We start from the raw sequence: 19915 nt of genomic DNA, 5'->3' as shown, positions 1-19915 counted from the left end.
GCGACCGTTGCCATTAGGCGACGTCCTGCTGTTCGAAGCGCAGCCTGTTCGGCACGATAGACAACAAGTCGTCCTGTTCAGAAATACGAAGCATGCGCATGTCGCGGACGACTTCCCAGAACCAAGGGTATTTGTCGTACAGTTCCAGAACCGCCTGCGCACACGTCATAGCCGATGTGTTTTCGTCACCATAGAAAACACTGCCTTGCTGGCGGCGAAAGCCATGGCCTTCAAGAACACGAGCAATCTTAGCCCAAGCACCATGACGTTCGGCAGCTTCATTATTCAGGTCGTAGGCAATAGCGTACATTCGACCCGTTCCTTTCAGTGGTCGATGTCCCATTCCTCTCCTAGACGACATCGTTTTGATGGACATAGGAAGGCCTCCCGAAAAGCGTGTAAGTACGCAATCGGACTAGACGAATCCCGTTAGATTTGCTAGACCGAATGCACCGGGGACGAGAGCCCCCGGCGCAGACGGCCTAGTTCTTTAACAAGAGCAATGGGTAGCTAAGGGGCTGCAACCCCCGCGACCCGAAGGAATGTTCATTCATTCCATGGCCTCCTCTGTTAGCGCGTAGGGCGCGGTTTCGGGGCCACCGGCGTAAACGCTGTGTGGCCCTTTCTCGTTGTGCAGGTGTTCGGCCAGGATCGAAAGCGCACGCTCACGATCCGCAACCGTCCAACCCGACTTGCCATGCCCTTGAACGTCCTCACTACGTGCGAGAAGCGCTCCAAGCGCATTGACCTTGTTGTTTCCGGTAATCTCATGGCCGCGCTTCTCAATGTACTCGACGAGAGCGCTGGTTTTCAGGAGACCCGGTGCATGCACCATGGCATCCAGCGAAAGCAAAACAGACATACGTGTCTGCATCGTGAAGCTGGTGATGGCGACCTTCTCACGGGCACGGGAGGCGGGCGCGGTACGTTTGACGGATTGCGTTGACGCCGCACTGGTTGCGACTGGCGCTTCACCGTACACTGACAGAAGATTGCGGACGGCATTCAACTTGAGCAGAAGCCCCGCTTCCTCGTCGCGCATTTGCTTGATGATATCGGCGTGCATGAGAATCGGCCCTCGCGTGTCTTACACTGCGTTGTAATCCAATTCAGCCGTCAGGGGAAGCCCTCACCGCACACGCGTCATACAACGTAACGTTGCACCTTGCGGTGTGCGTTATTGTGGAACATTATGCACACATGCGTGAAGGGGATAAGCGGGATCTTGAATTAAAATTGCACCAGCGATGAAGAGGGCTGCCCGTTCACCATCCGAAAGTTGATCAATATCGTACTTTCCAATACCCCGTGTGGCGCGAAGTCCTCGGACATCGACCTCAAAGCGAACAGCCATTCGAGCAGCATCAAACACTGAATTTAATTTCGCAATTGGGCTTGGGTTTGTTTTCTTAAATTTTTGAGCATTTATCGGGTCATGATCAAGCAATTCGACTAAATCAGAGTTGTACTTTACTTCATCCTGAAAAAGTCTCTTGATTATTGAATTGAAAACGTCTTCAGACCAATGGTTCTTATACCTATTTGATGATGAAAAATTTTCAAACTGATATGTTGCTAGTTGATCTTTATCAGAAGATACATTTTCCCAACCATGGTTAAATGTGATCTGCCTGTGTCCGGCATAATAATCCGCTAGACCTTTGCCGATTGACCTATAAATTGAATAAAGCAGAGCGGATTTACCAGCCCCATTTGGACCAGCCACCATAAGTACTTCGCCACGAGCGAGAGTCAAAGAGACGTCGCCAGAGCTCGTCGCCACAAAGACGGAGGCAAGGACTTTTGATTCTAAAGAGGGTGGTTCTATCATAAAATTAGTAGCGTAAATATCCGACTGAGTGTCAAGCTTTGCGGACCCGATGATTAGCTTTTCCACTATTGTTCACAGTGTCGACAAGCTTAATCGTAATCGGGGCCGGAATTCTAGTAATCATGCCCCCTTTCCTACACCCCCCACACCCCACTACCGTCCCGCCCGCGCCGACCAGCCCTCTCGTGCCGCATCCGCTTTCCCGCGTGCCTCGGCTCCTCGCAGCCCTGACGCGGCGGGGGCGTTCTTGCGGCGGCTCGGGCCGTTCGGTGCGTCTTGTCCTCTCTCGTAGGAGACCCGCGCGGATGATTACGTGTCACGAGCTCTATCTCACCAACCCGTCGCCCTATGATCCGACGCGCAAGCTGCCTGTCGGGCCGACCGATCTGCGCGATCCGGGCGGGGAGGCGTTTATCGCCAGTTGGCTCGCCCATGTGGAGGCCGGGCGGATCGGGAGTCCTTGTCGGCCTACCGCTGCGCTACATGAGGCCGGGCTTGAAACGCCTGACGACATCCGCGCCGTCACGCTCGCCAATGAGCGGTTGATTTGCGGGGATGGGCGCTTGCCGATCTGGTGATTTTGGTGCCCGCTCTCATGTAGCGCAGCGATAGGGCAGCAAAGACTCCCTCAAGTAGCGCAGCGGTAGGGCGCAAAAAATCCCCCCTCCCTGCTGCGACTAGGGCCTGCTGCGCAGACCCAAGTCTCGCTCCCCTCCCGCGGGGGGAGGGGGAACTCGGTTCAGCCGCGCCTGCCCCTCCACCACCTGCGGTGGTCCCCCTCCCCGTGCCGGGGAGGATCGTCGGGCCGCAGGCCCGCAAGGCCGACCGGCCGCCCGCAGCGACGCGCCCGTAGGGCGTGTGAGCGAGGATTTCGCATCGCGGAGGCGATGCGGAACACAAAACTCCATTTTCCTACAGCGACTTGCGGCTGATACGCTCCTGCGCCTTGCGCCCGCTGCGGCGTGGTTTTGCCGAGGAGCTGCCTTATGTCCGATCATTCTCCCCCGTCCGCGCCGTCAACGCAGATTGTCGATCCGGCGGGCCTTGCCCCCGATCTGTCGCGCGAGGTGCAGGCGGCTTTTGTGCAGACGCTGGCGCAGTGGGGCAATGTGCGGGCGGCGGCGCAGCAGGCGGGGGTGAGCCGCGCGCATCTGTACCGGATGCGGCGCGCCTCGACTGAGTTCCGACAATTGTGGGATGCGGCGCTGGTGCTGGCGCGGCCGCAGGTCGAGGAGGTGTTGGCCGACCGCGCGCTCAACGGAGTGCAGGAGACCGTGTTCTATCACGGCGAGGAGGTGGCGACCCGCACCCGGTACGATGGGCGGCTGCTGCTGGCGCACCTCGCGCGGCTCGACCGGATCGAAGCCTCGCATCAGGTCCACAAGGTCGCGGCGGAGTTTGAGGAGCGGGTGGCGCTGCTGCTCGATCCGCCGGCGGTGATGGAGTGGGATGACGAGGACTACGAGGAATACGACGAGGACGATTGGGCGGACGGGGATGAGGGCGAGCCTGCGGAGGGGGATGACGGCGTGGAGGAGTCTCTGGACGCCTTTATCGCAAGGCTGCGCGGGAACACCCCCTAAGCGGGGCCGTGCGGGGGCCGGTTTTTGGTTCCTGGACAGTGTCTCATGTGTCTCCAACAGCGCGCGGCGCGGCGCTGCGGCGGGCTGACAGGGCTGCGACGGCGGCGAAGGTCGCGGTGCCGCTCGCCAGCATCCACAGGAAGGCGCCGGGCACGCCCAGCCCCCAGTCGAGCACGCCCAGCACCGCCATCTGCACCACGATCGCCGCGATCGCCGCGAGCGCCGCGTGGCGGGCGGTGGAGCCGGCGAGCCCGGCGATGATCGGCACCGCCAGCACCGCCGCGATGGCTCCGGCATCGAGCACGAGGTTGCGCAGGCTCTCCCCCTGCATTGCCAGCAGCGCCGCGACCGCCGCCGCAGCCACCGTCGCGAACCGCGCGGCGCGCAGCATGGCAAGGGGGGAGGCCTCCGGGCGGAGGCGGCGATACCCGCTCTCGGTCACCACGGCCGAGACCGCGAGCAGGGCGGAGTCGACCGAGGAGAGGATCGCGGACACCAGCGCTCCGGTGAAGACGATGTGTAGCCACGGCGGGAACAGGGCGGTGGCAAGGCTGGGGAGGTACGCCTCATCCGCGCCGAAGGTGACGCCGAGAATGGGGGCGAGCTGCGGGCCGAACAGGCCGAAGCTGACCGGGATCAGCCCGACGGTGAGGTAGATCGCCGCTCCCCACAAGGCGCCCCGCCGCGCGACCTCGGGCGACTTGGCGGCGAGCGTGCGGGACAGCGCCTCCTGACTGACCATGGTGCCGGCGATGGGGATGAGCCATAGCTCGATGCGTTGGGTCCAGCTCTCGCCGGGCGCGGTGAAGCTCCAGATGGTGGGCGGGGCAGCGGCCCACATGGCAGGCAGGCCCCCCGATGCGTCCGCCATCAGCGCGAACAGGATGAGGATCGCGATGACGATGACGATGCCCTGCACGATGTCGGTGACAACGTCTCCGGCGAGCCCGCCAAACAGGGTGTAGGTCATCACCAGCAGCGTCGCGCCGATGAGGCCGGTGGTGAAGTCGAGCCCCGATGCGCTCGCGATGATGGTGGCGAAGGCGAACAGCTGCGCCGCGGACCAGGTCGTGGCGGAGAGCGCGATGACGACCGCGGCGAGGCTCTCGGTCGCGGGGCCGAAGCGGCTCCTGAGGAAGTCGGCGATGGTGATGAAGCCGCCCGCGCGCAGCCGGTAGGCGAAGAACAGCGCGATCGCGAGGATGCCGATGGCGTAGGCGAACGGCTCGGCCCGGGCGCCCGCGATCCCGTCACGCGCGACCTCGCCCGAGGTGGCGATCAGGCTTTCGGAGGCGAACCAGGTGGCGAACAGGCTCATGCCGACCGCGAAGGGGCCGAGGCTGCGGCCGGCCACGAGATAGTCGGCATCGGACTTCGCCCCGCGCCCGGCCCACACCGCAAGTGCGATCTGGGCAGCGACATAGAGCACGATCAGCGTGAGCGTGATGGCGGCGTTCCCCCTGCAAACCGAGCGACGTCCTAATCGGGCAGAAACGGAACGCAAGAGGCGAAGGGGCGCAATCGTCGGCTGCCTGCATCCGGCGTGAAGGTGTGCGCGTTACTGGAGGAGGATGTGGAACAGCGCAAAGGAGTGCCGCATGATGCCGTTCAAGATTGTCCGTCCCGCCTCGGTGATGGCTGCTGCTCTGACCCTAGTAGCGCTGGGCGCGGCGGTGCACGCGGGGACGATCAACTCTAACCTCCAGATCGATCCGGGCCAGACCTTCGAGCTGGGCGGCGGGCAGGAGGGCGGCTTTGTCGTGACCGGCACAAACACCGGGCCGGTCGCTGTGGTGGTGCTGAGCAAGGCCGATGGCGCCGCAGCCGTGGAGCGCGGGACTGTCGCGCCGGGCGGAGCGGTCGATGCGCAGATTGCGCCGGGCGAGATGGCGTTGCTGCGCAACACGTCCAGCCAAAAGACGGCGCGGCTGAAGCTGAAGGTTACCGGCGATACTTCGAGCCTCGGGATGGGCTACGCCGATAATCCCTAGGCCGATCAGTCGGCGATCAGCGCCAGTTCCACATCAGCGTGGCCGCGTGCGACCATGCCAAGTTCTTCGGCAGCGGCGCGGCTGACATCGATCAGGCGACCACGCGTGAAGGGGCCGCGATCATTCACGCGGACCACGACGCTGCGGCCATTGGCTGGGTTGGTGACGCGCACGCGGCTGCCGAACGGCAGGCTGCGGTGGGCGGCGGTCAGGTCGGAGTTGTCGAACCGCTCGCCGCTGGCGGTGCGGCGGCCGTTGAACTTGGACGCGTAGTAAGATGCGCTGCCGCGGCCGAGGACAGTTTCCTGCGGCGCCGAGGGAGCGGGCTCTTCGATCACGGATGCGGGTGCGGCGACGTCAGCGGTGGGCTGGAGCGGCACGAGTTCAATGATCGCAGCGCTGGTGGCAGGCTCGATCCCCGAAGCGCCGCCATCCGGCGTGGCGGCCGAGGACGCAGCAAGCGGAGCAAGCCCGAGCAAGCCGGCTACTGCAAGGGCTTGCAGGCTCCGCGTAGCGGCGCTGCGGGCATCGAGGCCATGTATGCGATTTCCCGTCCGCATGATCGGGCCGTTAAGGCGGCGGCCTTCCCAAAAGCAAACCAGGTTAGCATTTCGTCGCCGGGAGGGTTCCGGTGGGGAGTGAGTTGCCCCGGAAATGCGATGAACCGTTGGCGCCAAGGTCAGCCAGCTGCCATTCCCGCGCGACTTTGGTGCCCAGCGACTCGGGCGAACGGCGATGCCAGGGGACGGATCTGGCGGCGCCGTACAATGCAAATGGGGCCGGCATTGCTGCCGACCCCACTCTCACCGGCGTGTGGATGACCCTCGCTCATGATGCGTCCGGCGAACCTTCGGCATCCTTTCGCTCCGGGCCATACTTGGCGCCCGATGTCTAACCTCTCGCTGCCCGGTCTTGCGACTGGCGTTGCCAGAGCTTCGTCACCGGCGCTCGCGCCGGCATCCGGCTTTGCTCCTGCCAGCTGCGTCCATCGTCCGGCCGAAGCCTGTCGATTTTCGCCGCCTTGCGCATTTGCTCGGCCGAGACCGCGTTCCTTTACCGATCTGAAGCGCGGCGGCTTGGGGGCTTTCGCCGTTTCCGCTGCTCTTCCGTTCGGCCAGGTTCTTGGCCTGTCCGGTGACATCGCGTCGCTCTCACCCGATAATGAGCTGACTTGCCTTTGGCCGAAGCCTCCTGCATGCCGTCTCCAGCTGAGCGCGTGGACAGATGCCACCGCCATCCTTGGGATCAAAACCCCGGTAACTTCAAGGCCTTGCGGCTTTCCGTTCCGGTTGCTTCGTGTCCCGAAGACAAGCTGAAGGTGCGCCTGAATCGGCGATCTGACAACATTCCAACCGGCGACTTTTCCACTTCGCGCGATTTGTCCTGTGGACACTAGTGGATAACTCAACGCTTCGTCGCAATAGTCACGAAGCGATGCAAAGAGCGGAAACGAAACCGCCGCCAAGCTGTCAGAATAGGGGCTTCAGGCCGCTGCACCCAGCGGCCCGACTCGGTTTTCCCCGTTCTGAAGTGCGATCAGGCGTCGCGGTTGCGGCGCGAGAGCAGGCGCAGGCGCAGACCGTTGAGCTTGATGAAGCCCTCGGCGTCCTTCTGATCGTAAGCCCCGGCGTCGTCCTCGAAGGTCACGTGCGCTTCGGAGTAGAGCGAATAGGGCGACTTGCGGCCCACCACGCTGGCCATCCCCTTGTAGAGCTTGAGCCGCACCGTGCCGGTGACCTTGTCTTGGCTGTGGTCGATCGCGGCTTGCAGCATTTCTCGCTCGGGCGAGAACCAGAAGCCGTTGTAGATCAGCTCTGCATACTTCGGCATCAGCTCGTCCTTGAGATGCGCTGCGCCGCGATCCAGCGTGATCTGCTCGATGCCGCGATGCGCGCGGGCGTAGATTTCGCCGCCGGGCGTTTCGTACATCCCGCGGCTCTTCATGCCGACGAAACGGTTCTCGACCAGATCGAGCCGCCCGATGCCGTGCTTGCGGCCAAGCTCGTTTAGCGCCGTCAGCAAGGTCGCAGGCGACATCGCCTCACCATTTAGCCCCACGCCGTCACCGCGCTCGAAATCGACTGTGATGTATTCCGGCACGTCCGGCGCGTCCTCGGGATTGACCGTACGCGAATAGACGTAGTCGGGGGTTTCCTCCCACGGGTCTTCCAGCACCTTGCCCTCCGAGGAGGTGTGGAGGAGGTTTGCATCGGTCGAGAACGGGCTGTCGCCGCGCTTGTCCTTGGGCACCTGGATCTGGTGCTTCTCCGCCCACGCGATCAGCGCGGTGCGGCTGGTGAGATCCCATTCGCGCCACGGAGCGATCACCTTGATGTCGGGATCAAGCGCATAGGCCGAAAGCTCGAAGCGCACCTGATCATTGCCCTTGCCGGTCGCACCGTGAGCGATGAAATCGGCGCCGGTCTGGTGCGCGATTTCGACGAGGCGCTTGGAGATCAGAGGGCGGGCGATGCTGGTGCCGAGCAGGTAATCGCCTTCATAGCGCGCATTGGCGCGCATCATCGGAAAGACGAAATCGCGCACGAATTCTTCGCGCACATCCTCGATGAAGATGTGATCGTCCGGGATGCCCATAGCCTTGGCCTTGGCTCGCGCTGGCTCGATTTCTTCACCTTGGCCGAGATCGGCGGTGAAGGTCACGACCTCCAATCCGCGCACCACGCTCAGCCACTTGGCGATCACGCTGGTATCGAGACCGCCGGAATAGGCGAGGACGACTTTCTGGGGCTGGGCCATGGGTGGTTTCCTTGGAAATGACGTGCGCGCGCCCCTATCAGCGCGCAGGCGCGGGGGCAATCGGCCTTTCGTGGCTGGGGATGGACGCCGTGGCAGCAATCCTCCTTTCAGAATTTGCTGCTAAGTCCCCGAAGGATGGCGTCATTAGCGCGGCCAGACAGGGGATTGCATGCTGACTATGTGGAGCAAGGCGCGCGAACTGGCGGAACTGACCCCGCCCGAGCGTAACCGCTGGGTCGATTTTCTGCGCGCCGTGTCGATCATGGCGGTGGTTATCGGCCACTGGCTGATGGCTGGTCTCTATGTCGATGCCTCCGGCGAACTGCGGCGCGGTGACCTGCTGTCAGTGGCCGAATGGACCCACTGGCTGACCTGGGGCTTTCAGGTGATGCCGGTGTTCTTCCTGGTCGGCGGCTATTCCAATTCGGTGAGCTGGGCGGCGACCACCGCGAAGGCGCCGCGCGACCAGGACGGCGTCTATCGCGATTGGCTCGCGAGCCGGGTGCAGCGCCTGATCACGCCGACGTTCCCGGTGCTGCTGCTGTGGGCTGCGCTGGCGCTGATCCTGACGCAGGCCGGCCTGCCGCGCGAACAGATCCGAATGGCGACCGAGGCGGCCCTGATCCCGGTGTGGTTCCTTGCGGTCTATCTGCTGGTGACGGCCTTCACGCCGATCGCCTACCGCGCGTGGCAGCGGTTCGGGTGGCTGAGCTTTGCCGTCTTCATCCCTGCCGCAATGCTGACCGACTGGCTGACTTTCACGGCCAAGGTGCCGTGGGTCAACTTCACCAATTTCCTCTGGGTGTTCCTCGGTATCCACCAGCTCGGTTTTGCCTGGCGCGCGGGCAAGTTTGCAGCGACGTGGTTTGCATGGGTGTGGTTCGCGGTGTCGCTGGCGATCCTCGTATCGATCACGGTCTTTGGCTTCTACCCCGTCTCCATGGTGTCCGCGCCGGGCGGCTTTTCCAACTCGCTTCCGCCGACCTTGGCGCTGTTTGCGCTGGGAGCGGTGCAGATCGGGCTGGTGCTGGCGCTGGAGCCGGCGGGGCGGCGTATGCTCGACCACGTCGGCATTTGGACTGCGACGGTGCTCATGAACGGGATGATCATGACCGTGTTCCTGTGGCACCTTACCGCCTTTGTGCTGGTGATGACCGTCGCTTGGCTGGTACTGGGCGGGGTGGGCCTCGATACTGTTCCGGGCACGGGCGCATGGTGGGCGAGCCGTCCGCTTTGGATCGCGGTCTATATCCTCGCGCTGCTCCCCATGATCGCCATCTTCGCGCGGCATGAGCGCAGCTTCGGCCCGATCCGCGGCGGTCGCACCGTGCCGCGTCTGCGGGCAGTGCTAGGCGTAGTGGCAATCTGCGCAGGGCTCGGAGCGACGGCAGGGCTGACGATTGCCAGCCCTGAAGGCGTATCCGGTGTTCGCTGGTGGGTAATCGCGCTGCCGCTGGTGGGCGCGGCGCTGATGGGCTTTGGCCCTGTCTATCGCCCGCGCAACCGTCCGGGATCATCGGGCGAGCCGCCCGAACTCCCGATCAGATAATCCCGCGTGATCGGCAGAGCATGGCGGCTGCGGATGTACTGGATCTGGTAATTGCACATCCCGCCATTCTCGAAGACGGTCGCCGCGCCGGCCAGGTAGAAGGTCCACATCCGGAAGAATCGCTCATCATGCAGCGCGATGATCGCCTCGCGATTGGCGATGCAGTTGGCATACCAGGCGCGGATTGTCTTGGCGTAGTGGAGCCGCAGCGTCTCGACATCGGCGGCGATCAGGCGGACCTTTTCGCTCGCCGCCAGCGTCTCGGACAGGGCGGGGATATAGCCGCCGGGGAAGACATACTTGCGGGTGAAAGCATCGGTGGTGCCCGGCCCGCCGAAGCGGCCGATGGTGTGGAGCAGCATCACCCCGTCATCCGCCAGCATCCGCGCGCAATCGGCAAAGAAGGTTTCGAACTGCGCGCGGCCCACGTGTTCGAACATGCCGACCGAGACGATCCGGTCGAACCGGCGCCCGCTGGCGGCGGTGTCGCGGTAGTCCTCCAGCGGGATTGTCACCTTGTCGGCGACGCCTGCGGCGCGCACCCGGTCGCGGGCGAGCGCAGCCTGTTCCTCGGACAGCGTGATGCCGGTCACCCGCACATCGTGGTGCTTGGCCAGATGGATCGCCATCCCGCCCCAGCCGCAGCCGATATCGAGCACCTCCTGCCCCGGCTTCAGCGCCAGCTTCTTCGCGATATGCGCCAGCTTCGCGCCTTGCGCTTCGGCCAGCGTGGTGACGCCCTCAGGCCAATAGGCGCAGGAATACTGCCAATGCTCCGCGTCCAGCATCAGGGCATAGAGCGGATTGCCGATGTCATAGTGGTGCGCGACATTCTGCTTGGAGCCGACGCGGTTGTTGATCTGTTCGGCGGCAAAGCTCGCGCGGTTGATCCAGCGCTTCAGCCGGCTTGGCTTGCCGATATCGCCGCCTCTGTCCCACGGATTGTTGGCGCGCAGCAGGCTGACGAGGCCCATCACGTCGCCTTCCTCGATCAGCAGCCGCCCGTCGATAAAGGCCTCCGCCGCACCGAGGCGGGGGTCGAGCACGATGTCGCGCGGCACGCGGGCATCAGTAAAGCGCAACACGATCTCGGGAAAGCCGGGCGCGCTCGTGCCATAGGTGCTGGCGCTGCCATCGGCGAACACTATGCCGAGGTGGCCCAGCTTGACAGCGCGCGACAAAAACCGGTCGAGGAGTGGCTTGCTCATGGCGTTCCTTTCGTGGTTCAATCCTGCCGGGTTACCGCACCTGACAGCTTTCGCAATATCGCGGTGCAGCAAAAGGGCCGGTTAGGGGGAAGAACATGACTGAGGCCAAGACACAGATGACCGAAACGCCGGTCGAGGCTTTTCTCGCCGCGGTCGAACCGCCGGCCAAGCGCGAAGAGGCCCGCGTGCTGGACGCGATGTTCCGTCGGGTGACGGGCGAAGCGCCCAAGATGTGGGGGCCGAGCATTATCGGCTACGGCGATTACCGCACGACCTACGAAAGCGGGCGCGATGTGCATTGGATGCGCACCGGCTTCAGTCCGAGGAAGGCCAAGCACTCACTCTACCTGATGGGCGGCTACTGCGACGACATCACCGCCGCAGGCAGGGACCAAAAGCTGGCACGGCTCGGTAAGTACAGCACCGGCAAGAGCTGCCTCTATGTCAACAAGCTCGCCGATATCGATCTGGCTGTGCTGGAGGACATCGTCGCAGCGGATTGGCAGACGATGCTGCGGCTGTTCCCGGAAGACTAGACCCCGGCGTACCACTGGTAGCCGGCAACATCCTCCCAGAACCCGCCTTTGCCCTGGCCGATATCGTCGAAGCTGGCGACCGCTTCGATCGCCTTCACATATTTCGCCTGCTTGTAGCCCAACTGCCGCTCGATCCGCATTCTTAGCGGTGCGCCGTTCTTCTCCGGCAACGGCTCGCCATTAAGGGTGTGGGCGATGATCGTCTGCGGGTGATAGGCATCGACCATGTCGATGCTCTCGTAATAGTCGCGCCCGTAGAGCACATCGGCGCAGCGGAAGACGATGAAGTTCGCCCCTTCCTTGACCTTCGCCGCATCGAGCAGAGCGGCGAGCTGCGGGCCCTGCCATTCGCCGATCGCGCTCCAGCCTTCGACGCAGTCGTGCCGGGTGATCTGGGTGCGCTGCGGGAGTGCTCTGACCTCTGCGAGCGTGAGAGCGAGCGGCTTTTCGACCAACCCCTTCACTTCGAGCTTCCATTCGGGAAAGCCCCGGGCGAGCTGCTCCTGATAGAACGGATCGGCGACCGTCACCGAGCCATTGCCCCGGAATGTGGGCGAGCTTTCGGCGCGGGAATACTCGGGTGCCAGACCCTGTTTTCCCGCGAGCGCGCGGTGGGTGATGCGGTGCCCGTCCTCAGCGGCCTTGAACAGGCTCTTGGCGGTCTCGCTCTCGTTGATCTTCGAACAGGCCGCCGCGCCCATGGCGGCGATCCCGGCAAGCAGCGAACGGCGCGGCAGATCAACCATGGGCGGGCGCTCCATCTTCGGGGGGCATGGCATCGGGCTCGGGTGGTGCTGGAGCGGGGGCGGGCGGGGCCGCAGCATCCGCGCGCCTGCCGCCGGTGAACATCTCGAGGATCAGCCGCCAATCGATCAGCGCCAGCACGATGTGGATCACAAAGAAGCCAAAAATTCCCCAAGCGGCGATGAAATGTAGCGAGCGCGCACTCTGCCGCCCGCCGAGCACATCGAGCAGCCACGGCGCAGCCGCCTGAAAGCCGGGACTGATCGCCAGCCCCGTGAACAGCATCAACGGCAACAGCACGCCGAACACCATGCCATAAAGAATGCGCTGCACCGGGTTGTAGCCTTGCGCTGCCGCGTCGCCCGAATGCGCCTTGATCGATGAAATCACTGCACCCGGCGTCCAGTCGCGCGGGGTGGTGGTCAGGTCGCGGCGAAAATGGCCGTTGACCAGCATGGCGACCCAGATGAACAGCAGTCCGACGCCGAACGGCCAAGCCGCCGTCGTATGCCAGTCGCGCGCGAGGGCAAGGTTATAATGCTGCGGGATCGTCGCCCAGCCGGGGAATTTGATGACGCCCAGCCAGGCATCCTTGGGATCGAAGCCATAATCGCCCCAGTAGAGATAGCGGTGGGCATTCGAAATATTCAGCCCGGTCATGAACAGCACGATGATCGCGGCGGCGTTGACCCAGTGCCATAGCCGGGTCGAGAGCACGTGCTTCTTCATGCCGATGCCCCCGGTCCCGGTGATTGGGCCTGTTCGCGGGCGAGCCAGATGACATCGCGCGGCTGATCGAGCAGATGCTGGCCGCTGTCGATGAATAAGCTCTGCCCGCTTTCGAGCGCGCCGCTGCTCAGTAACAGCGCCGCATCGGCGATCTCGTCAGCGCCGGTCTTGCGCTGAAGCAGGTTGAGGCGGTGTGAAATTTCGGTCTCCTCCTCGCGTTGGTCATGGCTGGCTAGCACGGCCCCCGGCGCAAGGCCATAGACCCTGATGCCCTTGTCCTGATTTCCCTTGGCCAGCATCCCGATCGTGGCTGCCAGCGCGTGTTTGGACATGGTGTAACTGAAGAAATCGGGGTTCGTATTTTCAATTTTCATGTCCGTGACGTGGATCACGCAGCGCATGGCGGGGCTCACCGCGTCGGCGATGAAAGCCTGAGCAAGGCGGGCTGGGGCAAGTGCGTTGATCTGCATCGCAGCCCGGTTCGTGGCGGGATCGAGTTCGGTTACACCGTCATAATCAAAAACCGAGGCGGAGTTCACGAGGCAGCGCCAGTCAGGCAGGCGCGCCGCGAGCCGCGTCACAGCGGAGACGGCAGCCTCATCATCGGCAAGGTCGAAGGCGATGGTCTCGGCCGAGGGCAAGGTGGCGGCGAGCGCTTCGGCCGCGATGCCGGATGCGCGGTAGTGGATCACCACGTGCCACCCGGCCTCGGCAAAGCGGCGCACGATCGCAGCGCCAATGCGGGTCGCCCCGCCGGTTACAAGCACGGCAGGGCGGATCATGAGGCACGGTCTGAGATTTGGGGCATGTCCCAGCGCTAACAGGGCAGGGGCCGCGCTTCAATCGGGGAGCGCGGCGCGGCCCCTGCGAGTGAAAGCTGAACGGGCAAGAACGCCGCTGGCGGTGGGACCAGCGGCGTTCAGCCCGTCAGAGGTTAGCAATCAGCGGCAGCGTGCTTCGCCGCGATCGATTTCGCGGCCCAGCAGACCCCCGGCGAGGCCACCGAGGATGGTGCCGAGCGTGCGGTCACCGCGGGTGTCGACGGTCCGGCCGAGCAGAGCCCCGCCGACGGCGCCGACCACAAGGCCGGTGGTGCCGTTGTCGCGGCGGCAGTGGTAACGGCCGTCGTTCCCACGCCACACGCGGTCATTGCGCGAGAGGCGGCGGCCACGGTCGTCCCAGTCACGGTCGCGGTCGCGATAACGACGACGGTCGCGGCGGTCGCGCCAGTCATCATCATCGTCGCCCCAAGCGGCGACTGTAGTGAAGGGCGCAGCGTTATCATTGAAGCTGGCGAAGATCGACGCGGGCGCAGCAGGCAGTTCGGCGGCCTGCGCGGGGGCGGCAAAGACAGCCATCGATCCGGCGGCGGCGGCGAGCAGGGCAAGGTTTTTCATGTCATTCTTCCTTGTGGCGGCTCCCCGATGGAGCAACCCCCTTTTCGTTCAGACTACTCGAACGCAGGATGAACACGGCTTTCAGGAAACCGCCAGATTTGTTCAGCTGGGGGCGCTTCGGGCTGAACCGTGGCTCAGCCGCGCCGGGTTGCGGCCTTGCTACGCAGGCGCGGGGTGAGCGCGCCGAGATCGGCCAGCTGTGCCAATTCTTCGGCTGTCGCTTTGCCTGCAACCAGTGCCCGAAAAACCCGCGAAACGCTCCAGTCCGCCGCGCCGATAGCGACGCGCTCAAGCGAATCGCCCGCCGCGACTTCGCCAGTTTCGATCACGCGGAAGTACCAGCCGCAGCGCCCGGTCTTGACGATCTGAGCGACCATGCCCTTGTGACCGAAGCGGTGCTCGATCTTCCAGCACGGCTGGCGCGGCTGGCGCGGCTGGCTCACCTCGATCAGCGCAGTCCCGAGGCGGAAGCGGTCGCCGATGTGGACCAAGTCTTCGGTAAGGCCGGTGACGGCAAGGTTCGATCCGAACCCGCCGGGTTCGTCCAATGCCGGATGGTCGCCGATTATCCCTCGCCACCATGCATGGTGATTGAGTGGATAAAGGTGCAGCGCCATCTCCGGCCCACCGTGCACAGATCGGTCGGCCTGTTCGTCAGGCGCGAGGCCTTCTTCCAGCACCTGCACCAAGCCTTCACGCGGGCGCTTGGTGATCGCGCTCAATTCCGCGCCGTTGAACGGGCGGGCGGTGCCGGTGCAGACGGCTTCGACGGTCCAGAGGGTCATGGCTTTCTCACGATGAGGTCGATCCAGTCGCGCTCCACATTATCGAAGCCGCCAGCGGTGTAATGCCGGGTCTCGACAATTTCCCAGTCGGGCAGCACGGCATATTGGGCGGCGAGCCATTCGGCCGTCGGGAAGTTGTAGAACCGGCCAAGGCTGTCGCGCCCTTCGTCGGCGCCCAGCTTGTAGCTGGCGAAGTGCCAACCGCCGGGACGCAAGGTGCGGTGGATGCGGGCGAGCACATCGGGCAGGGCTTCACGGGGGCAGTGGAGCAGGCTGGCGTGCGCCCAGACGCCGTCATAGGCGGCCTCTGCATCAAGCTGATCGAAGGCCATCACCCGCGCGCCCACATTCCAGCGCTCGTTGGCTTTGGCGACCATGGCGGGGGTGGCATCCGTGGCATCGACCTCAAATCCGCGCGCCGCGATCCGCGCGGCATCCTGCCCGCCGCCACACCCAAGTTCGAGCACCCGTCCACCATGCGGCAGACGATCGAGAAACGGATCGAGCTGGTAGCTGTGTGACTGTCCGAATTTCAGCACATAATGCGGCGCGCGCGCCTGATAGAAAGCGATCGTGTCCGGATCGGTGCTCAAGCGTCCGCCGCTGCTGCTGCCGCCTCGCGGTCACGCTGGGCGCGGGATTTCTTCTCGGCGGCTGTCTTCAGCTGCCCGCAAGCCGCATCGATATCGCGTCCCCTTGGCGTGCGCACCGGGGCGGAGATGCCGCCCTCGAACACGATCTGCGAGAAGCTGCGGATGCGGTCGGGCGTCGAGGTATCGTAACCGGCGCCCGGCCAGGGGTTGAACGGGATCAGGTTGACCTTGGCAGGCAGGTTGTACTGGCGCAGCAGGCGGACAAGTTCGCGCGCGTCATCGTCGCTGTCGTTCTTGTCCTTGATCATCACATATTCGAAGGTGATGCGCCGCGCGTTGCTCGCACCCGGATAATCGGCGCAGGCCTGAAGCAGGTCTTCGATGCCGTATTTCTTGTTGAGCGGCACCAACTCGTCGCGCACTTCCTTGCGCACGCCGTGGAGGCTGACCGCGAGGTTCACGCCGATTTCCTCGCCGCAGCGCTCCATCATCGGGATGACGCCGCTGGTAGACAGCGTGATGCGGCGCTTCGAGAGGGCGAGGCCGTCGCCGTCCATCACCAGCTTCAGCGCATCGCGCACGTGATCGAAATTGTAGAGCGGCTCACCCATGCCCATCATCACAATGTTGGTGAGCAGGCGGCCATCGGCAGTGTAGTGACCCGCCTCGTCATCCTCGTCGATCACGTCGGCATCGCTGATCATGGTGCCGCGCGGCCACTCGCCGAGCGCATCGCGCGCCAGCATCACTTGCCCGACGATCTCGCCGGGGGTGAGATTGCGCACCAGCCGCATCGTGCCCGTGTGGCAGAAGGAACAGGTGAGCGTGCAGCCGACCTGCGAGGAGACGCACAGGGTGCCGCGGGTTTCATCAGGGATGAACACCATCTCGAAATCGTGGCCGTCAGCCGTGCGCAGCAGCCACTTGCGAGTGCCGTCGACCGAATGCTGGGCCTCGACCACATCCGGGCGGCCGATCACGAAGCGCTCTGCGAGCCACGGGCGCATCGGCTTGGCGATGTCGGTCATCGCCTCGAAATCAGTGACGCCGCGGTGGTAGAGCCAATGGAACACTTGCTTGGCGCGAAGCTTGGCAGCTTTGTCGTCGAGCCCGGCTTCGGCGAACAGCTCGCGGATGCGTGGGCGGGGCAGGCCGATCAGGTCAATGCGGCCGTCTTCGCGCGGCGTGATGTCGCGCGTGGCGGGAACCGGGTCAACGAGGCCCGGAATGGACATGAGTGCAGTATCGGCCATGAGATCCGCGCATATAGTGGGGTTGGAGAGATTTGACTATCCCCCGTCCCGGGGACGAGAGCTACCGCTTGGCACACCCCACGGTCGCCGCATCAATCGCCGTGGCGGCACCGGAGAGGGTGTAGCGGTCGGTAAAGCCGCCGCCTGACACGCTCATCCGGCTGGCGGAGCGCATCGCGGCGACAATGGCCGCATCCGCGCGCGCATCCGCCGCCCACGCATTGCGGCCCTTGGCGACCAGATCGAAGCGCTTATCCCCCACGGTGAGCCTGACACTGCCTTTTGCGGCCACATCACGCGACAGGACAAGATGCAGCGCCCCGCGCACCTTGCGATCCGGCCAGTTGGAGACCGTGGCATAGGCCGGCGCGGGCGGCTTGCCCTGCGCCTTGGCAATTGCATAGCACCGCAAGGGCTTGGCATCCTTGAACGCCGCCCAGCCGTCATAGACGCCAAGACTCTCTCGTGCGGCAAGAGGCGCGGCGAGAAGCAGCAGGGCGAGAAGCACGAACCTAGTCATAGCTGATGGCCAGCACTTCCCACTCTTTCGTGCCGGAGGGAAGGCTGACCACCCGCAAATCCCCGATGCCCGCACCGCGCAGCGCCCGGGCGAGCGGGGAGTTCCAGCCGATCTGCCCTGCGCTCGCGTCCTGCTCGTCATCGCCGACCAGATGCACTGTTTGCTGATCGTCGTCCTCGTCCGCGATGGTGACCCGTGCACCAAAGAACACGCGGCTGCGGTCCACCTGCGCGGCAGGATCAACCACGCGCAGCGCCTTCATCCGTTTGATCAGATGGGTGAGCTCGCGGTCGATCTCGCGCATTTTCTTGCGGCCATAGAGGTAGTCGCCATTCTCGGAGCGGTCGCCATTGCCCGCCGCCCAACTGACGATCTCGACAATCGCCGGGCGGTCGGTTTCGAGCAGCTGGTCGTATCGCGCCTTCAATGCCGCCATCCCCGCAGGCGTGATGGGTTGCCCCTGCGGCTTCACGGGCAGGCTCAGCGCAGGAAGGTGTCAACCGGACGCGGTAGTCCGGCCCGATCGGGGTACATATGCGAATAGGTCACCGCATTACCGATCACGCGCATGATGTAATAGCGCGTTTCGAAATTGGCGGGGATCTTCTCGACCCACGTGACCCAATCGATCTCGCCCCGGCGCGGATCGCCGTTGAGGCGCAGCCATTCGTTCACGCGGCCGGGCCCGGCATTGTAAGCGCCCACCGCCAGCGGATAGGCGCCGCCGTAATAATTCATCATTCGCGCGAAATAGGCATCGCCCAGCGTGATGTTGTATTGCGGAGCGCCGGTCAGATCGGCGGAGAGATATTGCATCCCGAGCTTGCCCGCCTGTTCGCGCGCGGTGCCGGGCATCAACTGCATGATCCCGCGCGCACCGGCATGGCTTTCACGCGTGCGGTCAAATTCGCTTTCCTGCCGCGCGATAGCGTGGACCATCACCCAGTCGTTGACAGCAGGCGGCGTCGCAACGACCGGAAAGCCGATTCGCTCAAGGCTGGAAAGCCCGTTCTCACCCGCCTTCATGCCGAGCACCACCGCCATCTCGTCCAGCCCAACTTCGTTGGCGAGCATCGCGGCCATCAGCATTTCGGTCGGCGTATCGGCCTCGTCGCCCAAGGCTTCGAAGAAACGGCGCTCGGTGCGCCAGTCGCGGCGGCTGACGGCCAGCGCGCGGATCGCCTTGACCAGCGGGCGGCTCTCGAACTCAGCGCGGACGCTCGGGTCCATTGCGGGCTGCGGGAGACCGGCAAAGGACGGCATCGACCGGCCGAGCTCTGAGAGGGCCAGCTGGCCGTAGTAATATTCCGGCCAGCGCGCGGCCATTTCGAAATAGCGCGCCGCATCCGCCCCATTGCCTGCTTGCCGCGCGGCGCGTCCGGCCCAGAAATAGCCCTTGGCCTTGGTCAACGGGGTCTTGGCCGCATCGCCATAGCGCTGGAACAGCGGCGCAGCGGTGGTGCCGTCGCCCATGTCCCACAGCGCTCGCGTGCCGCCGAGCCACATCAGATCGGTATAGCGATCGCGCAAGGTGAAGCTCATCAGCGAGACATCGGTGCCCGGCGCGAACAGATCGTCGGTGCGGGCGGCGATCATGGCCGCATCGCGCGCGCCGGTAGCTTTGGCGAGGGACAGCAACTCGCCCACGAAAGCCTCGGGATCAAGGGCGGGGCGGTTGAACCCTGGACGGTTGGTGAAAACCCGCGCGGCCTCACCCGATTGGCCGGTCGAGCGCAGGAACTTGACCAGATTGAAGGTGTAGCCCGGTTCGGCTTCCGCCCCCGCTGGCACGGCGAGGCCGGACATCTCGGGCCGCGCACCGCGCACCAGCGACAGGCGGGCCATGGCGAGCTGGCGGTCGGGCTCTGACAGATTGACCAATTGGCGCGAGGCGGCATCGCCCTTGCCCTGCCACAGCAGTGCATCCATCCGCACCGCATGATCTTCCGGCGTGAATTGCGCGCCGTAGAGTCCGGCAATGTACAGCTCGACCGGATCGCTCATCGCGCCCCCGCGCCAGGCACGGCGCGCTTCTTCGAAGGCCTTGGGGTGCTGCATCGCAGCCAGTGCCAGAGCATAGCGCGCGCGACCGGGGTTGGTCAGCGGCGGGTTCGCATCGAAATAGCGCAGCAGCTCTGCCTGCGGCGGAGCCTCGTTCTCCAGCGCGGCCTCTGCCCGCAGGCGCAGGATATCGGCGCGCGGGAAGGTGGGATTGGCCAGCACGAAGCCCGCATAGTCGGCGAAGGTATGGGTGCGGCTGGCTTGCAGCACCTCCCAGCGCGCCACCGCAGCGTCGATCGCGGCCGGCTGACGGGCGACGAGGTTGTCGCTCCCCGAAAGATTCTGCGCAGTGGCAGGCAGCACCGCAAAACCCGCCAGCGTCAGCCCGAGCGCAGCATAAATCCGTGACGAGAACAAAGAATAACGGACCATGCTGGA

At 64.3% G+C, this 19915-nt stretch carries 22 protein-coding genes; 5 read left to right on the top strand and 17 right to left on the bottom strand.

Annotation, left to right across the window (positions count from 1 at the left end; all coding sequences use genetic code 11):
* Positions 1 to 13 precede the first annotated feature (13 nt).
* From GRI59_RS11260 to GRI59_RS11250, 3 genes are all read right to left on the bottom strand, one after another.
* Positions 14 to 310: a virulence factor gene (locus GRI59_RS11260; protein ID WP_160761248.1), complete on the bottom strand. Its 297-nt coding sequence runs from the start codon at positions 308 to 310 to the stop codon at positions 14 to 16.
* A gap of 240 nt (positions 311 to 550) precedes the next feature.
* A complete protein-coding gene (locus GRI59_RS11255; protein ID WP_160761247.1) occupies positions 551 to 1066 on the bottom strand; it encodes a hypothetical protein in 516 nt (171 codons plus the stop codon).
* 111 nt (positions 1067 to 1177) lie between these two features.
* Positions 1178 to 1831, bottom strand: coding sequence for an ATP-binding cassette domain-containing protein (locus GRI59_RS11250; RefSeq protein WP_160761246.1), 654 nt, complete (start codon positions 1829 to 1831; stop codon positions 1178 to 1180).
* Positions 1832 to 2136: 305 nt separating this feature from the next.
* Here GRI59_RS11250 and GRI59_RS11245 point away from each other — a divergent pair, with 305 nt between their 5' ends.
* Together GRI59_RS11245 and GRI59_RS11240 are read left to right on the top strand one after the other, a co-directional pair.
* On the top strand, positions 2137 to 2409 hold the full coding sequence (locus GRI59_RS11245; RefSeq protein WP_160761245.1) for a hypothetical protein: 273 nt from the start codon (positions 2137 to 2139) through the stop codon (positions 2407 to 2409).
* Between the two features lie 408 nt (positions 2410 to 2817).
* The gene (locus GRI59_RS11240; protein WP_183363601.1) at positions 2818 to 3414 is read left to right on the top strand and encodes a hypothetical protein; all 597 of its coding nucleotides are present in this window, start codon (positions 2818 to 2820) and stop codon (positions 3412 to 3414) included.
* Positions 3415 to 3457: 43 nt separating this feature from the next.
* Here the strand turns inward: GRI59_RS11240 and GRI59_RS11235 are convergent, their stop codons facing one another.
* Positions 3458 to 4843, bottom strand: coding sequence for a sodium:solute symporter family transporter (locus tag GRI59_RS11235; RefSeq protein ID WP_160761244.1), 1386 nt, complete (start codon positions 4841 to 4843; stop codon positions 3458 to 3460).
* Positions 4844 to 5012: 169 nt separating this feature from the next.
* Between GRI59_RS11235 and GRI59_RS11230 the strand changes: the two genes are divergently transcribed.
* Entirely contained in the window at positions 5013 to 5405 is a 393-nt protein-coding gene (locus GRI59_RS11230; RefSeq protein ID WP_160761243.1) for a hypothetical protein, read from the top strand.
* A gap of 5 nt (positions 5406 to 5410) precedes the next feature.
* On the opposite strand, the gene GRI59_RS11225 is transcribed toward GRI59_RS11230, so the two are convergent.
* Both GRI59_RS11225 and GRI59_RS11220 read right to left on the bottom strand, forming a co-directional pair.
* The gene (locus GRI59_RS11225; protein ID WP_160761242.1) at positions 5411 to 5965 is read right to left on the bottom strand and encodes a septal ring lytic transglycosylase RlpA family protein; all 555 of its coding nucleotides are present in this window, start codon (positions 5963 to 5965) and stop codon (positions 5411 to 5413) included.
* A gap of 976 nt (positions 5966 to 6941) precedes the next feature.
* Positions 6942 to 8162, bottom strand: coding sequence for an argininosuccinate synthase (locus GRI59_RS11220; RefSeq protein ID WP_160761241.1), 1221 nt, complete (start codon positions 8160 to 8162; stop codon positions 6942 to 6944).
* 169 nt (positions 8163 to 8331) lie between these two features.
* Here GRI59_RS11220 and GRI59_RS11215 point away from each other — a divergent pair, with 169 nt between their 5' ends.
* On the top strand, positions 8332 to 9711 hold the full coding sequence (locus GRI59_RS11215; RefSeq protein WP_160761240.1) for an acyltransferase family protein: 1380 nt from the start codon (positions 8332 to 8334) through the stop codon (positions 9709 to 9711).
* Here GRI59_RS11215 and GRI59_RS11210 read toward each other — a convergent pair.
* Positions 9651 to 10919, bottom strand: coding sequence for an SAM-dependent methyltransferase (locus GRI59_RS11210; RefSeq protein WP_160761239.1), 1269 nt, complete (start codon positions 10917 to 10919; stop codon positions 9651 to 9653). The two genes, GRI59_RS11215 and GRI59_RS11210, sit on opposite strands and share 61 nt — an antisense overlap.
* Before the next feature lie 95 nt (positions 10920 to 11014).
* Between GRI59_RS11210 and GRI59_RS11205 the strand changes: the two genes are divergently transcribed.
* On the top strand, positions 11015 to 11455 hold the full coding sequence (locus GRI59_RS11205) for a DUF1801 domain-containing protein (protein ID WP_160761238.1): 441 nt from the start codon (positions 11015 to 11017) through the stop codon (positions 11453 to 11455).
* Here the strand turns inward: GRI59_RS11205 and GRI59_RS11200 are convergent.
* The 10 genes from GRI59_RS11200 to GRI59_RS11155 all read right to left on the bottom strand — a co-directional run bounded on the left by GRI59_RS11200 (position 11452) and on the right by GRI59_RS11155 (position 19909).
* Positions 11452 to 12201, bottom strand: a complete 750-nt coding sequence (locus tag GRI59_RS11200; RefSeq protein WP_183363602.1) for a molybdopterin-dependent oxidoreductase — start codon at positions 12199 to 12201, stop codon at positions 11452 to 11454. The genes GRI59_RS11205 and GRI59_RS11200 overlap by 4 nt on opposite strands.
* On the bottom strand, positions 12194 to 12928 hold the full coding sequence (locus tag GRI59_RS11195) for a cytochrome b/b6 domain-containing protein (protein WP_160761236.1): 735 nt from the start codon (positions 12926 to 12928) through the stop codon (positions 12194 to 12196). The genes GRI59_RS11200 and GRI59_RS11195 overlap by 8 nt, the downstream gene beginning before the upstream one ends.
* A complete protein-coding gene (locus tag GRI59_RS11190) occupies positions 12925 to 13710 on the bottom strand; it encodes an SDR family oxidoreductase (protein ID WP_160761235.1) in 786 nt (261 codons plus the stop codon). Before GRI59_RS11190 ends, GRI59_RS11195 begins: the two co-directional genes overlap by 4 nt.
* Positions 13711 to 13869: 159 nt before the next feature.
* Positions 13870 to 14325 carry a glycine zipper 2TM domain-containing protein gene (locus tag GRI59_RS11185; protein WP_160761234.1) on the bottom strand — a complete coding sequence of 152 codons (456 nt, stop codon included), beginning with the start codon at positions 14323 to 14325 and terminating at the stop codon, positions 13870 to 13872.
* Positions 14326 to 14459: 134 nt separating this feature from the next.
* Entirely contained in the window at positions 14460 to 15110 is a 651-nt protein-coding gene (locus GRI59_RS11180; protein ID WP_160761233.1) for an MOSC domain-containing protein, read from the bottom strand.
* The gene (locus tag GRI59_RS11175; protein ID WP_160761232.1) at positions 15107 to 15703 is read right to left on the bottom strand and encodes a class I SAM-dependent methyltransferase; all 597 of its coding nucleotides are present in this window, start codon (positions 15701 to 15703) and stop codon (positions 15107 to 15109) included. The genes GRI59_RS11180 and GRI59_RS11175 overlap by 4 nt, the downstream gene beginning before the upstream one ends.
* Positions 15700 to 16956 (bottom strand): dual-specificity RNA methyltransferase RlmN, encoded by a 1257-nt coding sequence (rlmN, locus tag GRI59_RS11170; RefSeq protein ID WP_160761231.1) that lies wholly within the window; start codon positions 16954 to 16956, stop codon positions 15700 to 15702. Before rlmN ends, GRI59_RS11175 begins: the two co-directional genes overlap by 4 nt.
* A gap of 61 nt (positions 16957 to 17017) precedes the next feature.
* Positions 17018 to 17476: a hypothetical protein gene (locus GRI59_RS11165; protein ID WP_160761230.1), complete on the bottom strand. Its 459-nt coding sequence runs from the start codon at positions 17474 to 17476 to the stop codon at positions 17018 to 17020.
* On the bottom strand, positions 17469 to 17948 hold the full coding sequence (gene greB / locus GRI59_RS11160; protein ID WP_160761229.1) for a transcription elongation factor GreB: 480 nt from the start codon (positions 17946 to 17948) through the stop codon (positions 17469 to 17471). Before greB ends, GRI59_RS11165 begins: the two co-directional genes overlap by 8 nt.
* Positions 17949 to 17956: 8 nt before the next feature.
* Complete coding sequence (locus GRI59_RS11155) at positions 17957 to 19909, bottom strand: lytic transglycosylase domain-containing protein (RefSeq protein WP_160761641.1); 1953 nt, start codon at positions 19907 to 19909, stop codon at positions 17957 to 17959.
* Positions 19910 to 19915: the final 6 nt, after the last annotated feature.

It is taken from the genome of Erythrobacter ramosus, from assembly GCF_009828055.1.
Lineage (GTDB): Bacteria > Pseudomonadota > Alphaproteobacteria > Sphingomonadales > Sphingomonadaceae > Erythrobacter > Erythrobacter ramosus.
This window is presented reverse-complemented; position numbering and strand designations above follow the sequence as displayed.